Genomic DNA, 18,505 nt, shown 5'->3' with positions numbered 1-18,505 from the left:
CCCCATGCCACACTGTACTGCAATGAAGCTACTTAGCTCATGGTGAAACTACCAAAGCAACTCCCCATTGTGTTGCTTTTCATTCTATTCTACCTACCGGCCCGAAGCCAGAACTTCAGCTACGAGGGCGGCGAATACATGGATACCACCACGACCCACAACCCGGCGTGTGCGAAGTCGCCTTTCGTGCCCTATTTCAGTGTAGGCGGCAAATACCCGCGCAGCTCCGAAACCCTGGCGGCCGAAGCAACGGCCTTCCTGCAGCGCAGAAACCAGCGCTACTCGGGCAGCGGCTACGTCACGTTCCGGTTTGTAGTGGACTGCGCGGGCTACCGACTGCCCAAGACGCAGGTGCTCCAGACCAACGCTAATTACCAGGCCACCCATTTCCGCAAAGAGCTGGTGAATGAGCTGTATGCCTATTTGCAAACGCTGAAAGACTGGCGAACCGTGACTACGTCGAACGGCATGCTCGCCAATTACTTCACGTATTTAACTTTCAAAATCAGCAATGGGAAAGTCGTGGCCGTTATTCCTTAGCCTGCTGGCCTTGGCGCGACTGGGGCACTGCCAGCAGCCTACCCAAGCAGCACCCGGCGACTGCAGCAGCAAAGCGTATCAGGACACGCTCGTGGCCCGCTACCTCGACCGGGGTGCGCACCGCATCAGCTACCTGAGCCCGCGCTGGGGCCTGTACTGCGACAGCCTCATTGCCGCCTGCCCCAACATTGCCTATGCCTACCAGCAGAAGGCCATGCCGCTCATCAAATGCGGCGACTATGCCAAAGCCTTTCCGCTGATAGATAAAGCCGTGGCTCTGGATGCCAACAAGTGGCTGGCCTACCGGGGTTTTCTCAAGTGCATTTTCACGAAGGATTACGCCGGGGCCCTTGCCGATTTCCGGCGCGTGGCAAAGCTCAAGCCCAATGGCCGGGAAATGGACCACACCTATGCATTCTTTGCGGGGCTGTGCAACCTGGAAACGGGCAACTACAAGCAGGCCGAAGCCGATTTCAGCGAGGACATGCGGTTGCAAAGTGGAACCAGTGGCCAAGGAGAAATTCACTTCAACACGCTATTCTATGCGGGGCGGCTGGCATTGCAGCGGCAGCAGTATCCGCAGGCCCAGGCCTACCTGGAGCGCTGCCTGAAAGCCTACGCGCAGCACCCGGAAGGCAATTATTACCTCGCGCTGGCCTACCGGGCACAGGGCCAGGAGGAACCCGCCCGGCAACATCTGGACGCCGCCCAGCGGGCCCTGATTAGCGGCTATCGGCTGAACGAAGACAACATTTTCTACGCAAATTATCCGGGTCAGATTACGGAGTTTGAAGTGACGCAGGCACTGCGCAAGATGGGGAAGTGAAAGCGTCATCTGCCATCCTGGGCACCGCGCAGAACCTTCTCCCGCCTGGGCAATTAGTCGGTTCATTTATGGCCAACCGAGCTTCGGTGAGAAGGTTCTGCGCGGTGCCCGGGATGACAGATGTTACCAATTTCTTATTTCCCATCAAGCCGCAGCGATAAGAGGTTCTTCGCTGCGCTCAGGATGAATGGCGGAATTCCGGTTTTGCCTCTATCTTCCGCCACCTATTCCCCGTCCCTTCTTTCCAAACGCCATCATGCCCGAACGGCCCTACACCTATTACGACTTCACCCTCAGCCTGTGCCCGGAGTGCCTGCGCCGAATCGAAGCCAAAATCGTCTTCGAGGACGGGAACGTGTTTATGCTCAAGCGCTGCCCCGAGCACGGGCGGCAAAAGGTGCGCATTGCCACCGACATTGAGTATTACAAGAGCATCCGCAACTATGTGAAGCCCAGCGAAACCCCGCGCCGCTTCAACATGGCCACGCACTTTGGCTGCCCGTATGATTGCGGCCTCTGCACCGACCACGAGCAGCACAGCTGCCTCACCGTCATTGAGATAACCGACCGCTGCAACCTCACCTGCCCCACCTGCTACGCCGAAAGCAGCCCCACTCACGGCCGACACCGCACACTGGAAGAAGTGGAGGCCATGGTGGACCTGGTGGTGGCCAATGAAGGTGAGCCCGATGTGGTGCAGATATCCGGCGGCGAGCCTACGCTGCACCCGCAGTTCTGGGAAATTCTGGACATGTGCAAGCGCAAGCCCATCAAGCACCTGATGGTGAACACCAACGGCGTGCGCCTGGCCAAGGACGAAGCCTTCGTGGCGCGGCTGGCTACCTACTCGGGCGCGTTCGAGGTGTACCTGCAGTTCGACTCCTTCCGCGAACATGTGCTGCTGACCATGCGCGGCCGCGACCTGCGCGCCGTGCGCCAGCAAGCCATTGAGAACCTGAATAAGTATAACCTCAGCACCACGCTGGTGGTGACGCTGCAAAAGGGCCTGAACGATGATGAGATGGGCGACATCATCGACTACGCCCTGAAGCAGAAGTGCATCCGCGGCGTCACATTTCAGCCCACCCAGGCAGCCGGGCGGCTCGACAATTTCAACCCCGAAACCGACTCGTTTTCGCTCACTGAAGTGCGCCAGGGCATCATCGACCAAAGCCCGGTTTTCACGGCCGCCGACCTGCTGCCCGTGCCCTGCAACCCCGACGCGCTGGCCATGGCCTACGCCCTGAAGCTGGACGGCGAAGTATTCCCCCTCACCCGCTACGTCGACCCCGCCGAGCTGCTCCAGAGCGGTGGCAACACCATCGTGTACGAGCGCGACCCGCGCCTGCGCCAGCACATGCTCAAGCTCTTCAGCACCGCCAATACGGTAGATACGGTGGTGCCCGAAATCAACCAGCTGCTGTGCTGCCTGCCCCAGGTTTCGGCCCCCAACCTGGGCTACGACAACCTGTTCCGCATCATCATCCTGCAATTCATGGACGCGCATAATTTCGACGTGCGGGCCGTGAAAAAATCCTGCGTACACATCGTGAGCAAGGATTTGAAAATCATTCCCTTCGAAACCATGAACATCTTCTACCGCGACCAGGAGAAGCTGGCGCGGCTGGAAGAACTGCGGGGCGAACGAGTGGGCATAGTGTGATGGAGTCTTTAAAACCAACTGGGACACCTCCGGACAAACAGCCAAAAGTTAACGGCTGCCTCATCATTGTGCTCATCGGGCTGGTGCTCTTGCTGATTGGCTGGAGCATGTGCGGCAGCTCCTATTGACAGCCGGCAACCACACCGCTGCGGCGTAACATCAGCTATTTAATGGAGCCTTCCACCCCACCGCCAGCGCCCGACAACAAGAAGCCAATTAACTGGCCCATTGCCATTAACCTGGGCCTGCTGCTGCTTAATTTTCTACTCACTCGTTCGCTCAGCAACGTAGCGATATCCATAGTGGTGCTGGCCGTTATCAACGGCATTGCCGCAGTTATGCTGTCGCTGTTTGGTAAAATGCGTTGGGTAACAGCGTTTATTTTGTCGGCGCTACTGGTCCTGCTCATTGGCTTGGGCCTCTGTGCGCTGGCGCTCTCAAATCTGCACATCAACCATTAGCAAGCAGTAAGTGGCACTGTTATAATTCACTGTATTCACGCAACCGCTTCGCTATGGGAAAGCCTACTTTCGGTAGTATCATTCGCAACAACATGCTGGTTTTGTTAGGCGCAGCCGTCGTGCTGGGCATTGCTACCAAATTCATTGATGCAGCAGCTATTTTTCCGTTTGCGGCGTTTTATCTGGGTCAGGCATTGCTCAACCTTATCCTGGGGTTTACCCACCTGGGCCGGGGGCCGGAAGATGCGGGAGCCTCCCCGTACTTCCTGAGTATGCTTTTGGTGCTCATTATTGGGTTTGGCGCATGCTCCGGCATGTTTTTACTCGGCGGTGGGCTCGGTAACATGCACTGAGACGCGGCCGGTTTGGCCATAATCAATAGATAAGCCCAAAAGCCATAGCCTGATGGCATCAGTATACACTCGGGTCCTGTGCCTCAATCTTATCATTTTAATGCTGGCTGTGGTAAGCATCCGGCTGCTTAACCGCTATGATGAACTCAGGTATGCACTCATTACGGCAGTGGCTATAGCCGTTCAACTGTTTATCAACCTGCTGTTCGCTGTTTTCAATCATAATGCTGATGCCCGGCTAGCCCACTTGCTTAGCTTGTTTCTACTGCTCCTGATTGGTTTTGGGGCGTGCATGGGCGGCGCTGCCATCCGCCTGTGAATCAGGCGCGGGCTGGCACTTCGGGCACACGTAGGTGGCCCGGCCACCCACATAATATTTGTCGATTTTCACCTTCGGGTGGCGTGGGCAGAAGGTGTGCGCGTCGTCGCTGGCGGGTGTGGCCGAAGTGTCCCATTCGCGGGCATGAATGAGGAAGCTGGCCGGGAAATGCCGGTAATTTGCTTCCTGATTAATGGCCGTATTCAGCACCAGTTGCACGGCGTCGTGCAGGGCTTTCCCCTCCTTTTCGGTGAGGGTTGAGCCTAGTCGCTCGGGATGAATCTTGGCCTGAAACAGCACCTCGTCTACAATCCAGTTGCCGAGGCCGGCGGTAATGCCCTGGTCGAGCAGCAGTGGCTTGAGCAGCGTTTTGCGCCGGGCCAGTTTTTGGTAAAGCTCGGCGGCGGTTATTTCCAGCGCATCGGGGCCAATTTTCTTTGCTTTCTGATGCGCAGCGGCGCTGTCGGCGAGCCGAATGCGACCGAACTTGCGTGGGTCGATGAAAGCCAAGCGCAAACCAGAATCTTCCAAGTGCAGGGCAACGCGGGTGAAACGCGGGGCGTCGGGCTCGTCGCGGTAAGCACCCACGTCGCCGGTCATGCCGAAGTGCAGCACCAGCACTTTCCCATTATCCAGCTCCAGGAAGCAGTTTTTGCCCAGGCGGCTAGTGCCCGTGATAGTGCGCCCCATAAGGCCGGCGCGGAGCTGGTCTTCGGGCGTGGCCAGCACGTGGGCGTCGTTCACTTGCACAGCGGCAATGGTTTGGCCCACGGCCAGTTCATCAATGAATCGGCGGTAGGTTTCGACTTCGGGTAGTTCGGGCACTTGGGAGATGCAGTTGAGTGATTGTTATCATAAACAGCCATGATGCCGGGCACAGCCGAGGCAAGACGTTCTGGTTGCTTACTAACAGCGCCAAACTCATCCCAGTTGCAACCTCAACCTACAAATCACTACGCAGGCTGCCTTCCAATACCACTACCCCGGTACCACCAATTTGCACCGCCTCAATAGCCTCGGGCGGGCCACTTACGCGCACCTGCACGGTGCCGGCGCGGCCCATGTCGTGCCCTTGCTCAGCCAGGAATTCAGCCGATTTCAGGTAGCCGTAGTGCCACAGGTAAGCCGCCATGCCGCCCGTAGCCGACCCCGTAACGGGGTCTTCCGCTACATCGGGCGGGGTACCGAAGTGGCGGGCAAACGTGTGCCCTGCCGGCGTCGCTCCGCCCAGGCAAAACAGGTGGGGGCTAAAAAAGTCGCTTTCGGCGCGGTAGCGGCCCAGGGCGACGGGGTCGGCTACGTGGGCCCGGCGCAGGGCGGCATGGTCGCGCAGCAGCACCATGAGTTGCGGCGTACCGGTACTCACGGTCTGGATGGGCGCACCGGGCAGCAGGTCATCCGGTGTTAAGCCAAAGAGCGGCAACACCGCTTCGGGTGCGTGCAAAGCCCCGAATACCGGCCGGCGCTGCGTCATCCAAATCAGCGGGGGCGCCTGGTCAGTAGCCGGCAGCACATCTACCCGAATGGGACCGTGCAGTAGGTGCAGCGTAAGCGTTAAGGATGTGCCGCTGGTGGGCAGGGCTACCCGGCCGGCATGCAGCAGAGCGGCTACGGTGGCAATGGTGGGATGCCCGGCAAGCGGAATCTCTTCGGCGGGGGTGAAAAAGCGCACGGTGAATTCGAGGCTATCGGGAGCGGCCTGGTTCACAAACGCCGTTTCGGATTGGTTGAATTCGCGGGCCAGCCGCTGGCGGGTGACGGGCGGCAGGTTGTCGGCATCGAGTACCACGGCGCAGGGGTTGCCGCTGAGCGGTTGCGTGGTAAATGCATCGACAAGAAGAAAAGGCAACTGGGACATGGGCACACGGAAAGCAGGTGAAACAGAACCACGAAGGAACGCTGCCCCCCCGACAAGTCGAGCAAACCGGCTGCCCGCTAAGCCAAGCACGGTACATCGACCGCTCTATTTCAATTTATTAAATAAAAAATACCTTCGTGCAGAAGCCTTTGCAGCCAGGCGTGCGTCTTGTGTAATCGAGGATGCCCCAAGCCAGGGCGCTGCTTCCGTTCATGCCAGCCACTTCCGACCTCGACGACCTGCTTGCCCGTTGCCTCCGCCGTGAACCGGCGGCCCAGCGCGCCCTGTACCTGCGCTACGCGGGGCGGATGCTGGGCATTGCGCGGCGCTACGCCTACACCGTGCCCGAGGCGGAGGATATTTTGCAGGATGCTTTTGTGAAGGTATTTGCCCACTTGCAGGAGTTCCGGTCCGGCGGCACGCTCGAAGGCTGGATTCGGCGCATTGTCGTCACCACGGCCATTAGCCACTGGCGCAGCGGCCGCCTGCGGCACGAAAGCGAAGCCCAGCCCGTGGACGATATCACCCCGCCTTCAATGGCCGTCGATGCCACGGCGTTTGAAGGGCTGAAGGTAGACGAGGTACTGAAGCTCATTGAGTTGCTGCCGCATGGCTGCCGCGTAGTGCTGTTGCTTTATGCCGTCGACGGCTACTCGCACAGTGAAATCGCGGAGCTGCTCCGCATTCAGGAAAGCACCTCCAAAGCCCAGCTCAGCAAGGCCCGCAAGCAGCTTGCCGAGCTCTACAAACGTCAAAATGATTACATCCGATTATGAGCAACCCCTCCGAAGATAACCTGCTAGACCAGTCTTTGCGCGACGTTTTTCGCGACTACGACTTGCCGCCCGATGCGCACCCGCGCGTGTGGGAGGGCGTGGCCGAGCGCATTGCCACCCTGCCTGCGCCTAGCGCCGGCTTCCCCTACCGGTTGCTGCTGCCCTTCACGGCGGCGGTAGGCATTGGGCTGGGCTGGCTGCTGCCCCACCCGGAGGCCCAGCCTGCCTCGCAAGCAGCGGCGCCGGTGGTGCAGGTTGCGCCATACGCGCCAGCCGCTGTGCCCGCACCGGCGGCGCAGCTTCCCGCAATGGATGTGTCGGCGGTTGAGGCACAGCCAACCGCTGAGCCAGTAGCACAGCCGCAGCAAGCCCCACGCAAGCGGCGGGCCGATGTCCGGCCCATAAGTGCGGCGCAATCTGCTGCTCCGGTGGGGCTTGACTCGGCAGGGTTGGCGGCCGTGCAAACGGCCCTCACGCCGGAAGTCGTGGTACCCACTGAAACTGCGTCGGCAACGACGTCTCTTCCAGTACACATTGCGGCTGCACCGCAGGTTAGCGCGCCGGCTCAGCAGCTGGCTCCGAGCGCTTCGGCCAAAACGCAAAAGCCGGCTGGCAACAACGAGAAAATTGGCTATCGCAAGCTCACGCAACGCCAGCCCGAAAACCGGCGGGGCATTGGGCGGTGGTTCACGCGCTTTTTCCAAGGCGTGCGCCACCTGCTAAGCTAGTGCAACCACGCTTTTTTATGAGCGCCGCTTTGCGCCATTCTGCTTAATTAATTATATCTATCAATCTTCTGTTACTACCCATGGATGTACCCAACAACGCCCTAGTCCGCCGTTACCTTTCGGCAGAAACCAGCGCGAAAAGCGACTGGCTCCAACTGCTTGTGATGCTAGTGCTGCTGGTAGTGGCCCGCATGGCACAGCCACTGCCAGCAGTCACGCCGACCGTACCCAAACCGAGCCTTTCGCGCTATTTGCTACCAGCCGCCGATTCCAGTCGGTTCGCCATTTACGACACTAATTACAATGCTCACTTCCTACTGGGTCGGTAAGCCAGCATTAATATTACCCGGGTGCCTGCTATAAAAAAGCCCCGCTTCCTAGTCTGGAAGCGGGGCTTTTTTATGGTTATTCGGCACTAAGAAGGGTCATGCAGCTTGGCCACGCGCTGACCAGCCTTATCATAAACATCGCCGCGAGCGGTGATGAACAGACGGTGCTGTTGGCTGTCGGTCAGCACATATGGAAACGTGGTGCTGGTGGTACGGGTGATGCGGCCTACTTCTTCGGCGTTGTCGTCTTCATCCACCCGCACCACTTTCAGGCCGTTGGTGAGGTAGTAGCGCTGGCTGGGATTGTTGCGGAACGTGAGCTGTCCGACGAGACGCACCGCATTGCCGGTGCTCTGGCTCACGGCAATCATCTCGCCGGCATTGGCTTCTTCAGAAGTGGTAGGGTAAGAACGAACGGCGGGCGTGGGGACGCTGGCGGCTATTACGGCCGGTGCAGCCGAGGGCACGGTGGCCCGGATGCTGGCAGCAATCTGGGTGTTGGCCCGTTGCCAGCCTTCGCCAATGGCCGCGAGGCGCGGCGAACGGCCGGGGTGGGTACTGGAGCCCTGGTCGTCGGACACGGTAGCCATAGCGGCCTGGGCCTGTGCCAGACTGGCCCCCAGCTTACGCAGCACGAAGCCGGAGAACTCATCAGCCTCCAACTCATCGGCCGGCTGCGAGCCGCCATCGCGCAGGGTGTGGCCGTTGAGGTGGTGGCCCATTTCGTGCGCCAGAATGCTGATGCCAGCCCAGTCGGTGTGGCCGGCATGGTTCACAGAATTCAGGAAGTCCGGATTATAGAGCAGGAAGCGCTTGCCATTGTACACCACGGCGGCGGCGTTGTCTACCTCGCGGGTGGCACGCAGTTCAAAGCGCGCCTTGAGGCCCACAGCATCGGTTATCTCGCGGATAACGTCGGTGGGAGCCGGAACGGTTTGGGCCTGAGCGGGCGCGACTATTGCCAGCGGCAAAGCGAGCAGCAGCGGCGCGGCCAGGCGGCGAAAAACAGTGGGGAGGAAAGTCATAGTGGAACGTCGGGATGAAGAACTACTAACCAGAGCTAAGGCAAGCGCAATGCCAGAAGCCTGAGCTTACAAGCGTTTTTACCACCGGCCTTATGAGGGCAACGGCTATCATACTTTTTAATTGTGAATTCCGGCGGTGGCAGCTGCCCCTTAGGCCGGATATCGGGCTGTCGAAATAACGTTTGCAGGACGGTAGCAGTTCATTTCATAAGAGGCAACGCGGCTGCGAAATGGTTGCGTGGAATTACCTGCTGCCTACTAGACCCGAAGTAGCTTTGTGCCCCGTTGCCAAGCGGTCATCCTCCTTGCGAATCATTTATGAATCAGGCTCATATTCATCTCATTGTTAATCATGTGCCTATTATCGGCAGCTTATTCGCCGCCGTGCTGCTGGGTGTGGGCCTGCTGCGGCAAAATAGCAGTCTGACAAAGGCCGGCCACGTGGCTGTGCTGGCGGCGGGCTTGCTGTGCCTGCCCGCCCAGCTTACGGGGGCCGGCGCGGCGGCCATCGTGCAAAACCTGCCCCGCGTCAGCCGGGCCCTCATTCACAACCACGCCGAAGCTGCCGAGCTGGGTTTTTGGGTATTGGAAGGAGCCGCTTCCCTGGCGTTACTCAGCCTGCTAATGCTGAAAAATAATTCACCCAAAGCCCGCCTACTTTCGTTACTCACGCTGGTGGCGGCCACCATTAGCTTCAGCCTGCTGGCGCGGGCCGGCAACCTTGGTGGCCAGATTCGACATACCGAAATCCGGGAGGGCTTCGGCACGGCAGATGAGCTGTGATTGTTGCTGAAAGCAACTTATTACTAACCATTTTGCTGGCATAGGGCCTCTCCTACCCCTCTTCCACGAAGAGAAGAGCCAGACGAAGCAGATAAGGCACCTGATGCATAAAGCAACTCATTACTCACTGACCATTAATCACCAAAAACATGCCTTTCCCCTTCTTCGGCGATGATAAATCTACTGTGGCCCGGCTGCTGGCTACGCTGCCCCAAACCGGCCGCCTGGAGTGGATTGGCCAGCGGCCGGTGCGCCGCGAGCCGCTGGTGTCGGTGCCCGAGGCGGAGCTGAAAACGGATTCGCACATATTTGGCGACCACGCGCGGCCCAAAACGGGCGGCAAGCGACAGGTCACGCTTATCCAGCACGAGCACCTGGCGGCGGTAGCGGGCTACCTCGGGCTAGATATGCCGGTGGAGCCCGGTCGCCTGCGTCGCAACCTGGTGGTAAGCGGCCTGAACCTGCTGGCCCTGAAGAATCGCCAGATTCGCATTGGTGATGAGGTAATTCTGGACATCACCGGCGAGTGCCACCCTTGCTCACGCATGGAGGAAGAGCTGGGTCCCGGCGGCTACAACGCCATGCGCGGGCACGGTGGCCTCACGGCGCACATTGCGCAGGGTGGCGTCATCCGGGTGGGCGATGCGGTGCGGGTGGTGGAACAAAGCACGGGCGAAGCTGCCAAGTAACTTTCGGCCCGGTGGGACCGTTTGGGAAAGCACATTTATGAAATCCCTTTCTCCCATGAATTTACGCCTACTTCCGTCGTTTTCTTCCCGCTGCTGGCTGCTGGGTTCCCTGCTGGGAGCATTGCCGATTGTACCGGCCGCACAAGCCCAAACCGTGTATGGCCTGGGCACGGTTACTGCCAACTATCTTACCTATACTGCAGGCTCGCAGGGGCTCGTTACCATCAACCTGACCAATGGAGTGGCAGTGGGCGCCCCCATTCAGCTTAGCGGCTTGCCGGCCAGTCAGAAAATGGTTGGCATCGATTTCCGGCCCAGCAATAGCCTGCTCTACGGCTTGGGCTACGACACCGTGGCGGTGGCCCCCACTCCCAATGCCCAGCTCTACACCTTGAATACCAGTACTGGCGCGGCCACCGCAGTAGGCACGGCCGTGCGGCTGGAACTGGGCCGCCGCACCGCGCGCATTGGTTTCGATTTCAACCCGGTTGCCGACCTGATTCGGGTGGTGAGCACTACGCGCGCCAATTACCGCCTAGCCCCTGCCACCGGGGCCATCGCGGGCACCGATACAAACCTGGGCTACGCCAGCGGCACACCGGCCGTGCCGGGCATTGGCGCGGTGGCGTATACCAACTCCTACCCCGGCGCGACCAGCACTACGCTGTATGCCTTTGATGAGCTGAATAACGGCCTGTTTTCGGTGGTGAACCCACCAAACGGTGGGGTGCTAACGAGTCCGGTCACGGCCATGTTTCAGGTGGCATCGGGCACGTACGGCATCGGCTCGCCGCAGGCCGTCGACTTCGATATCTACGCCAACGCCAGCACCAATCGCAACGAAGGGTTCCTGACAGAAGTGACGGCCGGCGGCAGCAGCAACTTCTACCGCCTGAACCTCACCACGGGCTTGGCCACACTGGTCGGTAACACCGTGCCTTCGGTGGTGCCGTTTCAAATTCGTGACTTGGCCCTGACCATTGGCACACCATTGAGCACGGCTCCGGCGGCCCTGGCCCAGTTGGCCGGGCTTTATCCCAACCCGGCGCATGGCACGGCCACACTTCGGCTGCCAGCAGCCCTGCGCGGCCCGGCGGCGGTGCCCGTAACAGTGACGGATAACCTGGGTCGGGTTGTGCTCGCTCGCACGCTGGCGGTGGGTGCGGGCGAAGAGCTTGCGTTGCCCCTGACCGGGCTTGCGCCGGGCGTGTACTCGGTGCTGGCCCATACGGCAGCGGGGCTGGTGGCCCGGCGCCTTACCGTCGAGTAGCAACCCAAAAGTTTATGCAGTAAAAAGCCTCCAATTTTGGATAATTGGGGGCTTTTTACTGTACTAGTTTTTAATAATCGAAAAAGGGCTTGATTTAATTATTAAAAACTCATTAAAACTCCATCCAACTGTTCACCGCTGCACGTAGCTTAGTCACGCCGCCTGTTTGCGGATGGAGCGGCGTGTGCTTTTCACTCTCCACCAACCTTTTTCGTCGTACTATGTACACACGCTTACCTTCGCTGCTGGCTTCGGGCCGGCACTTCCGTCGCTTAATGGGCGTCGCGCTGGGTGCGGGCCTGCTGCTGGGGGCCACATCAGCCGCTCAGGCTCAAACGGTTTACGGGTTGGGTACATCCACAGCCGGCCCTACCATCGGCGGGCAAGGGCTGATTACCATTAACCTGACCACCGGCCTGACCAACACCTTTGCGCCCACTCCCATAACATATGTTACCAGTGGGGGCGTGCCCACTACGGGCCTGCCGCTAGTGGGCATGGATTTTCGGCCGGCTACGGGTGTGCTATATGGCTTGGGCTATAATGGCGCGGGGCAGGCGCAGCTTTACACAATAGACCCGGCTACCGGATTTACAACCGCCGTAGCTCCCCAATTTGCATTGGCCCTGGGCGGACCGACTGACCGCATCGGGTTTGACTTTAATCCGCAGGCCGACCGCATTCGGGTGGTGAGCACAACCGGCGCGAACTTCCGCCTGGTGCCTACCACCAGCGCCATTGCTGCCACCGACGGCCCTCTGGCCTACGCTGCCACCGATACGAATGCCGGCACTACGCCGCGGGTCGGTACGGGCGCTTACACCAACTCGGTGACCGGGGCCGCGCCACTCAACACCCTGCTCTACGACCTCGACGAGCTGAACAACGACCTCCAGAACAACGGTTTTCTGACCACGCAGAACCCACCCAATAGCGGCACGCTGAACACTGTGGGTCCTTTGCGCCTCAACAACCCGGCCATCGGTGTGGGCTCGGCGCGGGGCTTCGACCTGGATATCTACTTCAACCCGACCACCGGCCAGAACGTGGCCTACCTCGAAGAAGTGAATAATGTGGGCGGCAGTAACCTATATACGCTAAACTTGGAAACGGGCCTGGCCACGCTGGTGGGCAATACCATACCGCAGCAGGCTAACTTTGAAATCCGCGACATTGCCGCTGTGCCTTCGGCTACGCTCACCACCAGCGGCCAATTGCTATACGCCGTAAGCGGTGGCCAGTTGGTCTCCTTCCTATCTGACTCGCCGAGCCTGCTGCGCTCCACCGTGGCCCTGGGCAGCCTGAACGCTGGCGAAACGCTGGCGGGCCTGGACTTCCGGCCCGCTACCGGCGAGCTGTACGCGCTGGGCTACGACCCGGCCACTACCAACACCCGCCTTTATACCGTGAATGTGACCACGGGGGCCCTCACTCCCATTGGCACCGGACCCGTGCAGCTGCCACTGGGCGGGGCCAGCGACCGAATTGGGTTTGATTTCAACCCGACCGTGGACCGCATCCGGGTGGTGAGCACCAACCGGGCCGACTACCGCTTGGTGCCCACTACTGGCGCCGTTGCCGCTACCGATGGCACGCTCACGGCCGGCCCGGTTATCAGCGCCGCCGCTTATACCAACAATCAGAGTAGCTCGAACAGCACCACGCTCTACGACTACGACGCCACCAACGCCAACCTTTATATCCAGAATCCGCCCAACAATGGCACTCTGGTACTGGTGGGCCCCTCGGGCCTGACGGTGCCCACGACGCCGCGTGGGGCTGATTTCGACATTTACAACATACCCAGCACGACCACCAACACGGCCTACCTGTCGGTAAACTCGGGGGCTTCGCTGAATGACCAACTGTTTACCGTGGATTTGGCATCGGGCGCAGCTACGCCGAAAGGCACCATCGGCAACGGTGGCGACGTGAGCGGCCTGGCCGCCTTTATCTCGGCCGGCACCCTGCTCACCTGGAATGGTAGTGTAAGCACCGACTGGCTTACGGCCGCCAACTGGACGCCCGCCCAGGTACCCACCGCTAATAACGATGTGGTAATTCCGAGCGGCACGCCCAACCAGCCCACGATATCGGCCAGCAATGGCACCGGCAAGCAGGCCCGCAACATAACTCTGAACAGCGGCGCGGTGCTGACCCTGGCCGACAATGGCGTACTGTTGATAGGTGGCAACTTCACCAACAACTCGGGCTCCGTGGCAGCATTGGGCGCGCAGGGCAATGGCCGGGTGGTGCTGACGGGCGCTAGCCCCCACACGCTGGCGGGCACGCTCACCACCTTTCCTATTCTGAATGTTAGCGCTGCCACCACGCTGGCAGGCCCGGTTTCTATCAGCAAGGGCTTGCAACTGGCCAGTAACCTGACCAGCACTGGCCAGACGCTGACGCTGCTTTCCAGTGCCGCGGGCACGGCCTACGTGGCCAACAGCGGCGGGACCATCGTGGGCAATGTCACGGTGCAGCGCTACATCGACCCTTCGGCCAATGCTGGCGTGGGCTACCGCCACTACAGCTCGCCGGTAAGCGGCAATACAGTGGCTGATTTCGCCACCGCCGGCTACTCGCCTGAAGTGAGCCAAGCTGCAGCCTACAACAGCGCCGCCGACCCTACGCAGGTTTCGATTACGCCCTTCCCAACTATCTTCAAGTACAACGAAGGCCGTGTAATCACCGACGTGCCTGCCAACGGCTCGCGCGACTTTGACCGGGGCTACGAAGTGCCTGCCAGCACCGCCGAAGCGCTCGAAACAGCACGCGGCTACACGGTGAACATCAGCGCTGCGGCTCTGGTCGACTTCACCGGCACGGCTAACAACGGGGCCACGCCCATCAGCGTGAGCGGCCTCACGCGGGGCAGCCTGCCCCAGAGCGGCTGGCACCTGCGCGGCAACCCCTTCCCCTCGCCCCTCGACTGGCAGCGCATGGTTACTAACGGCCGCCTGAGTGGTGTCGACAACGCGCTGTACGTGTTCAAAAGCAGCGGCCAGTACACCGGCTCCTACGCCAGCTACATCAATGGCGTGGCGACCAATGGCGGCAGCAACTCGCTGCCCGTGGGCCAGGGCTTCTTTGTGCGGACCAGTGCTCCCGGCACCAGTGGCAGCCTTACCTTCACCAACGCCGAGCGCGACACGGCTACCACGGCCCAGTTCCAGCGCGGCACCGCCGACACCCGCCCGCAGTTGGCCCTGAGCTTGAGCAATGCTACCGCCCGCACCCAGATGCTGGCCTACTTTGAGCAGGGCGCAACCGCGGCCTTTGACCGCGCGTTCGATGCCACGGCCTTGCCCAATGCCAATGGCCTGCAACTGGCTACCGAGGCTGGTGCGGAGCTGCTGGCCATCAACGGGCAGGGGGCCCTGACCGGGGCCGACGTGCTGCTGCCGCTGCAGCTGGCCGTGCCCGCCGCCGGCACCTACTCGCTCGCCGTCGACCACCTGGCCCACCTGCCCGCCGCCTACCACGCCTACCTGCGCGACGCCCTGACCGGCACCTTCACCGACTTGGCCGCCACCCCCGCCCTGGCCCTGAACCTGGCGCCCGGCACCGCCCCCGCCGGCCGCTTTGCCCTGCTCTTCACCCCCCAGGCCCGCGTGCTGGCCAACGCCCCCGCCGCCCTGGCCCAGCTCGCCAGCCTCTACCCCAACCCGGCCCACGGCGCGGCCACCCTGCGCCTGCCCCTGGCCCTGCGCGGCTCCCAGGCCACGGCCGTCTCCCTGGTCGACAACCTGGGCCGCACCGTGCAGCGCCACACCCTGCCCGCCGGCGCCGGCGAGGCCCTGGAGCTGCCCCTGGCCGGCCTGGCCCCCGGCGTCTACTCCGTGCTGGCCCGCACCCCCGCCGGAATCGTCGCCAAACGACTCGTCGTCCAATAACTAGTGAGCGCTACGGCGCCCGCTGGCCATTCAAAAACAACCCGCCGTCTGACAATGGGTCAGGCGGCGGGTTGTTTTTTGGGCAAGGCTTACGCTGAAATAATGAAATTCAAGTGCTTATAAAACGACGCAGCTTCTGTATCAAGCCGCGACCAGCTATAGTCAATTGTCGCTTGATTAATCTTTTCCTTTCTGGCACCGTACACGGACGCGAACAAGCCAAAGGCATTTTTTCACTACCTTGAAACCCGTTGATTTTCAGCCAGAAGCCTTGCAATTTTCATCTTGCCAAAATTATAAATAATATGCATCACACCATATACCCAATAAAGACAGTCAGCGTAGTGGCCCGTTGCGGAGCTTTTGCCCTTATGCTCCTGGCATTGCTGACAAATTCGTCGTTGAGCCGGGCGCAAACGATTCTGGGCCTCGGCACCATCACTGGGTCCAACTTCCGGGGCGAGCCGGTGGGGGCGCAAGGGCTGGTGCTGATTGACGCTACTACCGGTGCGGCGCTGAACCTGGCGCCCCTGCGCATCACGGGGGTGGCAGTTGGTCAAACGCTGGTCGGCATGGACTACCGGCCGGCCGATAACCTACTCTACGCCCTGGGCTACGACGCCAGCACGGCCGGCACCAATACTCAGCTCTATCTGCTGAATGCCGGCACCAATGTGGCCTCGCCCATCGGCAGCGCCATTCGGCTGGAGTTGGGCGGCCCCAATGAGCGTATTGGCTTCGACTTCAACCCGACCGTGGACCGCATCCGGGTGGTGAGCACCAACAATGCCAACTACCGTCTGGTGCCCACTACCGGGACCATTGCCGGCATCGATGGCAACCTGGCCTACGCTGGTGGTAGCCCCACCGACCCTGGCGTGGGCGCGGTGGCTTACACTAACTCCTTCGTAGGCACGGCGGCAACGACCACGCTCTACGATTTTGACTACCTGAACAATGGGTTGCTATCTATCCAGAATCCGCCCAATAGCGGCACGCTGAACACGCAAAGTACCGTGCAGTTTGTGATTACGGGTGGGGCGTCGCCGGGCACTTACCCCATTGGCAATCCGACTGATATCGGCCTGGATATTTTCTATAACCCTTCGACCAACACCAACGTGGGCTACGTGACGGAGGTGACGGAACCGCGCGCAAACGGCTCGCGGGCCAGCAACACCTACCGCCTCGACCTGGCAACCGGCGTGGCTACGCAGCTCGGCAACACGGTGCCGGCCAGCACGCTGCTCAACTTCGAAATCCGCGACCTGGCGGTATCGCTGCTGCCACCGCCCACCATCACCTGGAACGGTGGCGTGAGCACCGACTGGCTTACAGCCGCCAACTGGACGCCTGCCTTTGTGCCCAACGCGGCCACCGACGTGGTGATTCCGGGCGGCACGCCCAACCAGCCCACCCTCAACTCCAATCAGCAAACCCACGCTCTCACGCTTACGAGCGGGGCCGTACTGACGACCTTAACCGGTAGCAACCTGGTAGTGGGCGGCAACTGGACCAACAACGGCGGCACATTGGCCGGCAACGGCAGCAGCACCGTAATTCTCGACCTGAATACGGCCCAGACCATTGGCGGCACCTCGCCCACCATTTTCCAGAATCTGACCATTGGGCTGGGCACGGCCAGTCTGGCTCCGGCAGCGTCGCTGGCCGCGCCGGCCTCGGTGCGCCGCCTGCTCACGCTCTACGGCGACCTGACGGTGACGGGCCAGACGTTCACGCTGCTTTCGGATGCAGATAACACGGCACAGGTGGTGAACATCAGCGGCAGCGTGGTGGGCGCAGCCACAGTGCAGCGCTACATCGACCCCAGCCGCAACGCTGGCCTGGGCTATCGCCACTACAGCCCACCCGTGAGCGGCAGCACCGTGGCCGACCTGGCTACGACCGGCTATTCGCCCGTGGTGAACCCAGCTTACAACACGGTGGGCAACACGGTGACACCCTTCCCCACGGTATTTGGCTACAACGAGCAGCGCGTGACGACCAGCGGCAACCCCGCGCCGCAGGATTTCGACAAAGGATTTTTCTCGCCCAATAGCTTGGGCGATGCCCTTAACCCCACGCAGGGCTACACGGTGAACATCACAGCGTCGGCTAATGTCGATTTCGTGGGTACGCTTAACAACGGCCCGCTGACAGCCAGCGGGCTCACGCGCGGCGGCCAGACGGAAAGTGGCTGGCACCTGCGCGGCAACCCCTACCCCGCCCCGCTCGACTGGAACCTGGTCATCAGCAACGGCCGCCTGACCAACATAGACAACGCGCTGTACGTGTTCAAAAGCAGCGGCCAATACACCGGCTCCTACGCCAGCTACGTTGGTGGTGTGGGCGTGAATGGTGGTACCAACGTGCTGCCTTCGTCGCAGGGTTTTTTCGTACGGACCAGCGCCCCGGGCCAGACCGGCAGTATCGCCTTCACCAACGCCGAGCGCCTCACTACCTACAACAACACGCCCTTTCAGCGTGGCACTTCCGATACCCGGCCGCAATTGCTGCTGAGCCTGGGCAATGCTACTACTGCCACACAAACGGCTGTTTATTTTGACCAAGGCGCCACTGCCGGCTTAGATGCTGCGTTCGACGCATATGCCCTCCCTGGCTCTAACGGCCTGCAACTGGCTACCGAGGCTGGTGCGGAGCTGCTGGCCATCAACGGGCAGGGGGCCCTGACCGGGGCCGACGTGCTGCTGCCGCTGCGCCTGGCCGTGCCCGCCGCCGGCACCTACTCGCTCGCCGTCGACCACCTGGCCCACCTGCCCGCCGCCTACCACGCCTACCTGCGCGACGCCCTGACCGGCACCTTCACCGACCTGGCCGCCACCCCCGCCCTGGCCCTGGCCCTGACCCTGGCGCCCGGCACCGCCCCCGCCGGCCGCTTCGCCCTGCTCTTTACCCCCCAGGCCCGCGTGCTGGCCAACGCCCCCGCCGCCCTGGCCCAGCTCGCCAGCCTCTACCCCAACCCGGCCCA

16 protein-coding genes are annotated in these 18,505 nt (G+C 61.1%); 13 read left to right on the top strand and 3 right to left on the bottom strand.

What is annotated here, in order from left to right:
• Nucleotides 1–69: 69 nt before the first annotated feature.
• From J4E00_RS26460 to J4E00_RS26440, 5 genes are all read left to right on the top strand, one after another.
• Nucleotides 70–540 carry a hypothetical protein gene (locus J4E00_RS26460; protein ID WP_208178362.1) on the top strand — a complete coding sequence of 157 codons (471 nt, stop codon included), beginning with the start codon at nucleotides 70–72 and terminating at the stop codon, nucleotides 538–540.
• Nucleotides 512–1,366, top strand: coding sequence for a tetratricopeptide repeat protein (locus J4E00_RS26455; RefSeq protein ID WP_208178361.1), 855 nt, complete (start codon nucleotides 512–514; stop codon nucleotides 1,364–1,366). The genes J4E00_RS26460 and J4E00_RS26455 overlap by 29 nt, the downstream gene beginning before the upstream one ends.
• 256 nt (nucleotides 1,367–1,622) lie before the next feature.
• Nucleotides 1,623–3,029 carry a radical SAM protein gene (locus J4E00_RS26450; protein ID WP_208178360.1) on the top strand — a complete coding sequence of 469 codons (1,407 nt, stop codon included), beginning with the start codon at nucleotides 1,623–1,625 and terminating at the stop codon, nucleotides 3,027–3,029.
• A gap of 170 nt (nucleotides 3,030–3,199) precedes the next feature.
• Nucleotides 3,200–3,490, top strand: coding sequence for a hypothetical protein (locus J4E00_RS26445; protein ID WP_208178359.1), 291 nt, complete (start codon nucleotides 3,200–3,202; stop codon nucleotides 3,488–3,490).
• Nucleotides 3,491–3,543: 53 nt separating this feature from the next.
• Nucleotides 3,544–3,843, top strand: a complete 300-nt coding sequence (locus J4E00_RS26440; protein WP_208178358.1) for a hypothetical protein — start codon at nucleotides 3,544–3,546, stop codon at nucleotides 3,841–3,843.
• A 262-nt stretch (nucleotides 3,844–4,105) separates the two neighbouring features.
• Here J4E00_RS26440 and mutM read toward each other — a convergent pair whose 3' ends face one another.
• Both mutM and J4E00_RS26430 read right to left on the bottom strand, forming a co-directional pair.
• Entirely contained in the window at nucleotides 4,106–4,987 is an 882-nt protein-coding gene (gene mutM / locus J4E00_RS26435) for a DNA-formamidopyrimidine glycosylase (protein WP_208178357.1), read from the bottom strand.
• Between the two features lie 118 nt (nucleotides 4,988–5,105).
• Nucleotides 5,106–6,020: a PhzF family phenazine biosynthesis protein gene (locus J4E00_RS26430; RefSeq protein ID WP_208178356.1), complete on the bottom strand. Its 915-nt coding sequence runs from the start codon at nucleotides 6,018–6,020 to the stop codon at nucleotides 5,106–5,108.
• 212 nt (nucleotides 6,021–6,232) lie between these two features.
• Between J4E00_RS26430 and J4E00_RS26425 the strand changes: the two genes are divergently transcribed.
• The 3 genes from J4E00_RS26425 (at nucleotide 6,233) to J4E00_RS26415 (ending at nucleotide 7,853) form a co-directional block, all read left to right on the top strand.
• Nucleotides 6,233–6,796 (top strand): RNA polymerase sigma factor, encoded by a 564-nt coding sequence (locus J4E00_RS26425; protein ID WP_208178355.1) that lies wholly within the window; start codon nucleotides 6,233–6,235, stop codon nucleotides 6,794–6,796.
• Complete coding sequence (locus J4E00_RS26420; protein WP_208178354.1) at nucleotides 6,793–7,524, top strand: hypothetical protein; 732 nt, start codon at nucleotides 6,793–6,795, stop codon at nucleotides 7,522–7,524. Before J4E00_RS26425 ends, J4E00_RS26420 begins: the two co-directional genes overlap by 4 nt.
• Before the next feature lie 80 nt (nucleotides 7,525–7,604).
• Entirely contained in the window at nucleotides 7,605–7,853 is a 249-nt protein-coding gene (locus J4E00_RS26415) for a hypothetical protein (protein WP_208178353.1), read from the top strand.
• Between the two features lie 86 nt (nucleotides 7,854–7,939).
• Here J4E00_RS26415 and J4E00_RS26410 read toward each other — a convergent pair whose 3' ends face one another.
• The gene (locus J4E00_RS26410; RefSeq protein ID WP_208178352.1) at nucleotides 7,940–8,878 is read right to left on the bottom strand and encodes a membrane-binding protein; all 939 of its coding nucleotides are present in this window, start codon (nucleotides 8,876–8,878) and stop codon (nucleotides 7,940–7,942) included.
• Nucleotides 8,879–9,196: 318 nt separating this feature from the next.
• On the opposite strand from J4E00_RS26410, the gene J4E00_RS26405 reads away from it, so the two are divergent.
• From J4E00_RS26405 to J4E00_RS26385, 5 genes are all read left to right on the top strand, one after another.
• A complete protein-coding gene (locus J4E00_RS26405; protein WP_208178351.1) occupies nucleotides 9,197–9,661 on the top strand; it encodes a hypothetical protein in 465 nt (154 codons plus the stop codon).
• A 149-nt stretch (nucleotides 9,662–9,810) separates the two neighbouring features.
• The gene (locus J4E00_RS26400; RefSeq protein WP_208178350.1) at nucleotides 9,811–10,350 is read left to right on the top strand and encodes an MOSC domain-containing protein; all 540 of its coding nucleotides are present in this window, start codon (nucleotides 9,811–9,813) and stop codon (nucleotides 10,348–10,350) included.
• Between the two features lie 55 nt (nucleotides 10,351–10,405).
• Complete coding sequence (locus J4E00_RS26395) at nucleotides 10,406–11,620, top strand: DUF4394 domain-containing protein (RefSeq protein ID WP_208178349.1); 1,215 nt, start codon at nucleotides 10,406–10,408, stop codon at nucleotides 11,618–11,620.
• 221 nt (nucleotides 11,621–11,841) lie between these two features.
• On the top strand, nucleotides 11,842–15,516 hold the full coding sequence (locus J4E00_RS26390) for a DUF4394 domain-containing protein (protein WP_208178348.1): 3,675 nt from the start codon (nucleotides 11,842–11,844) through the stop codon (nucleotides 15,514–15,516).
• Nucleotides 15,517–15,887: 371 nt separating this feature from the next.
• On the top strand, nucleotides 15,888–18,505 hold a 2,618-nt coding region (locus J4E00_RS26385; RefSeq protein ID WP_208178347.1), incomplete at its 3' end, for a DUF4394 domain-containing protein.

Origin of the sequence: Hymenobacter negativus (assembly GCF_017571495.1) — a bacterium.
Classification (GTDB): Bacteria; Bacteroidota; Bacteroidia; order Cytophagales; family Hymenobacteraceae; genus Hymenobacter; species Hymenobacter negativus.
The sequence above is the reverse complement of the archived record's forward strand: the minus strand, read 5'-3'. Positions and strand labels throughout refer to the sequence as shown.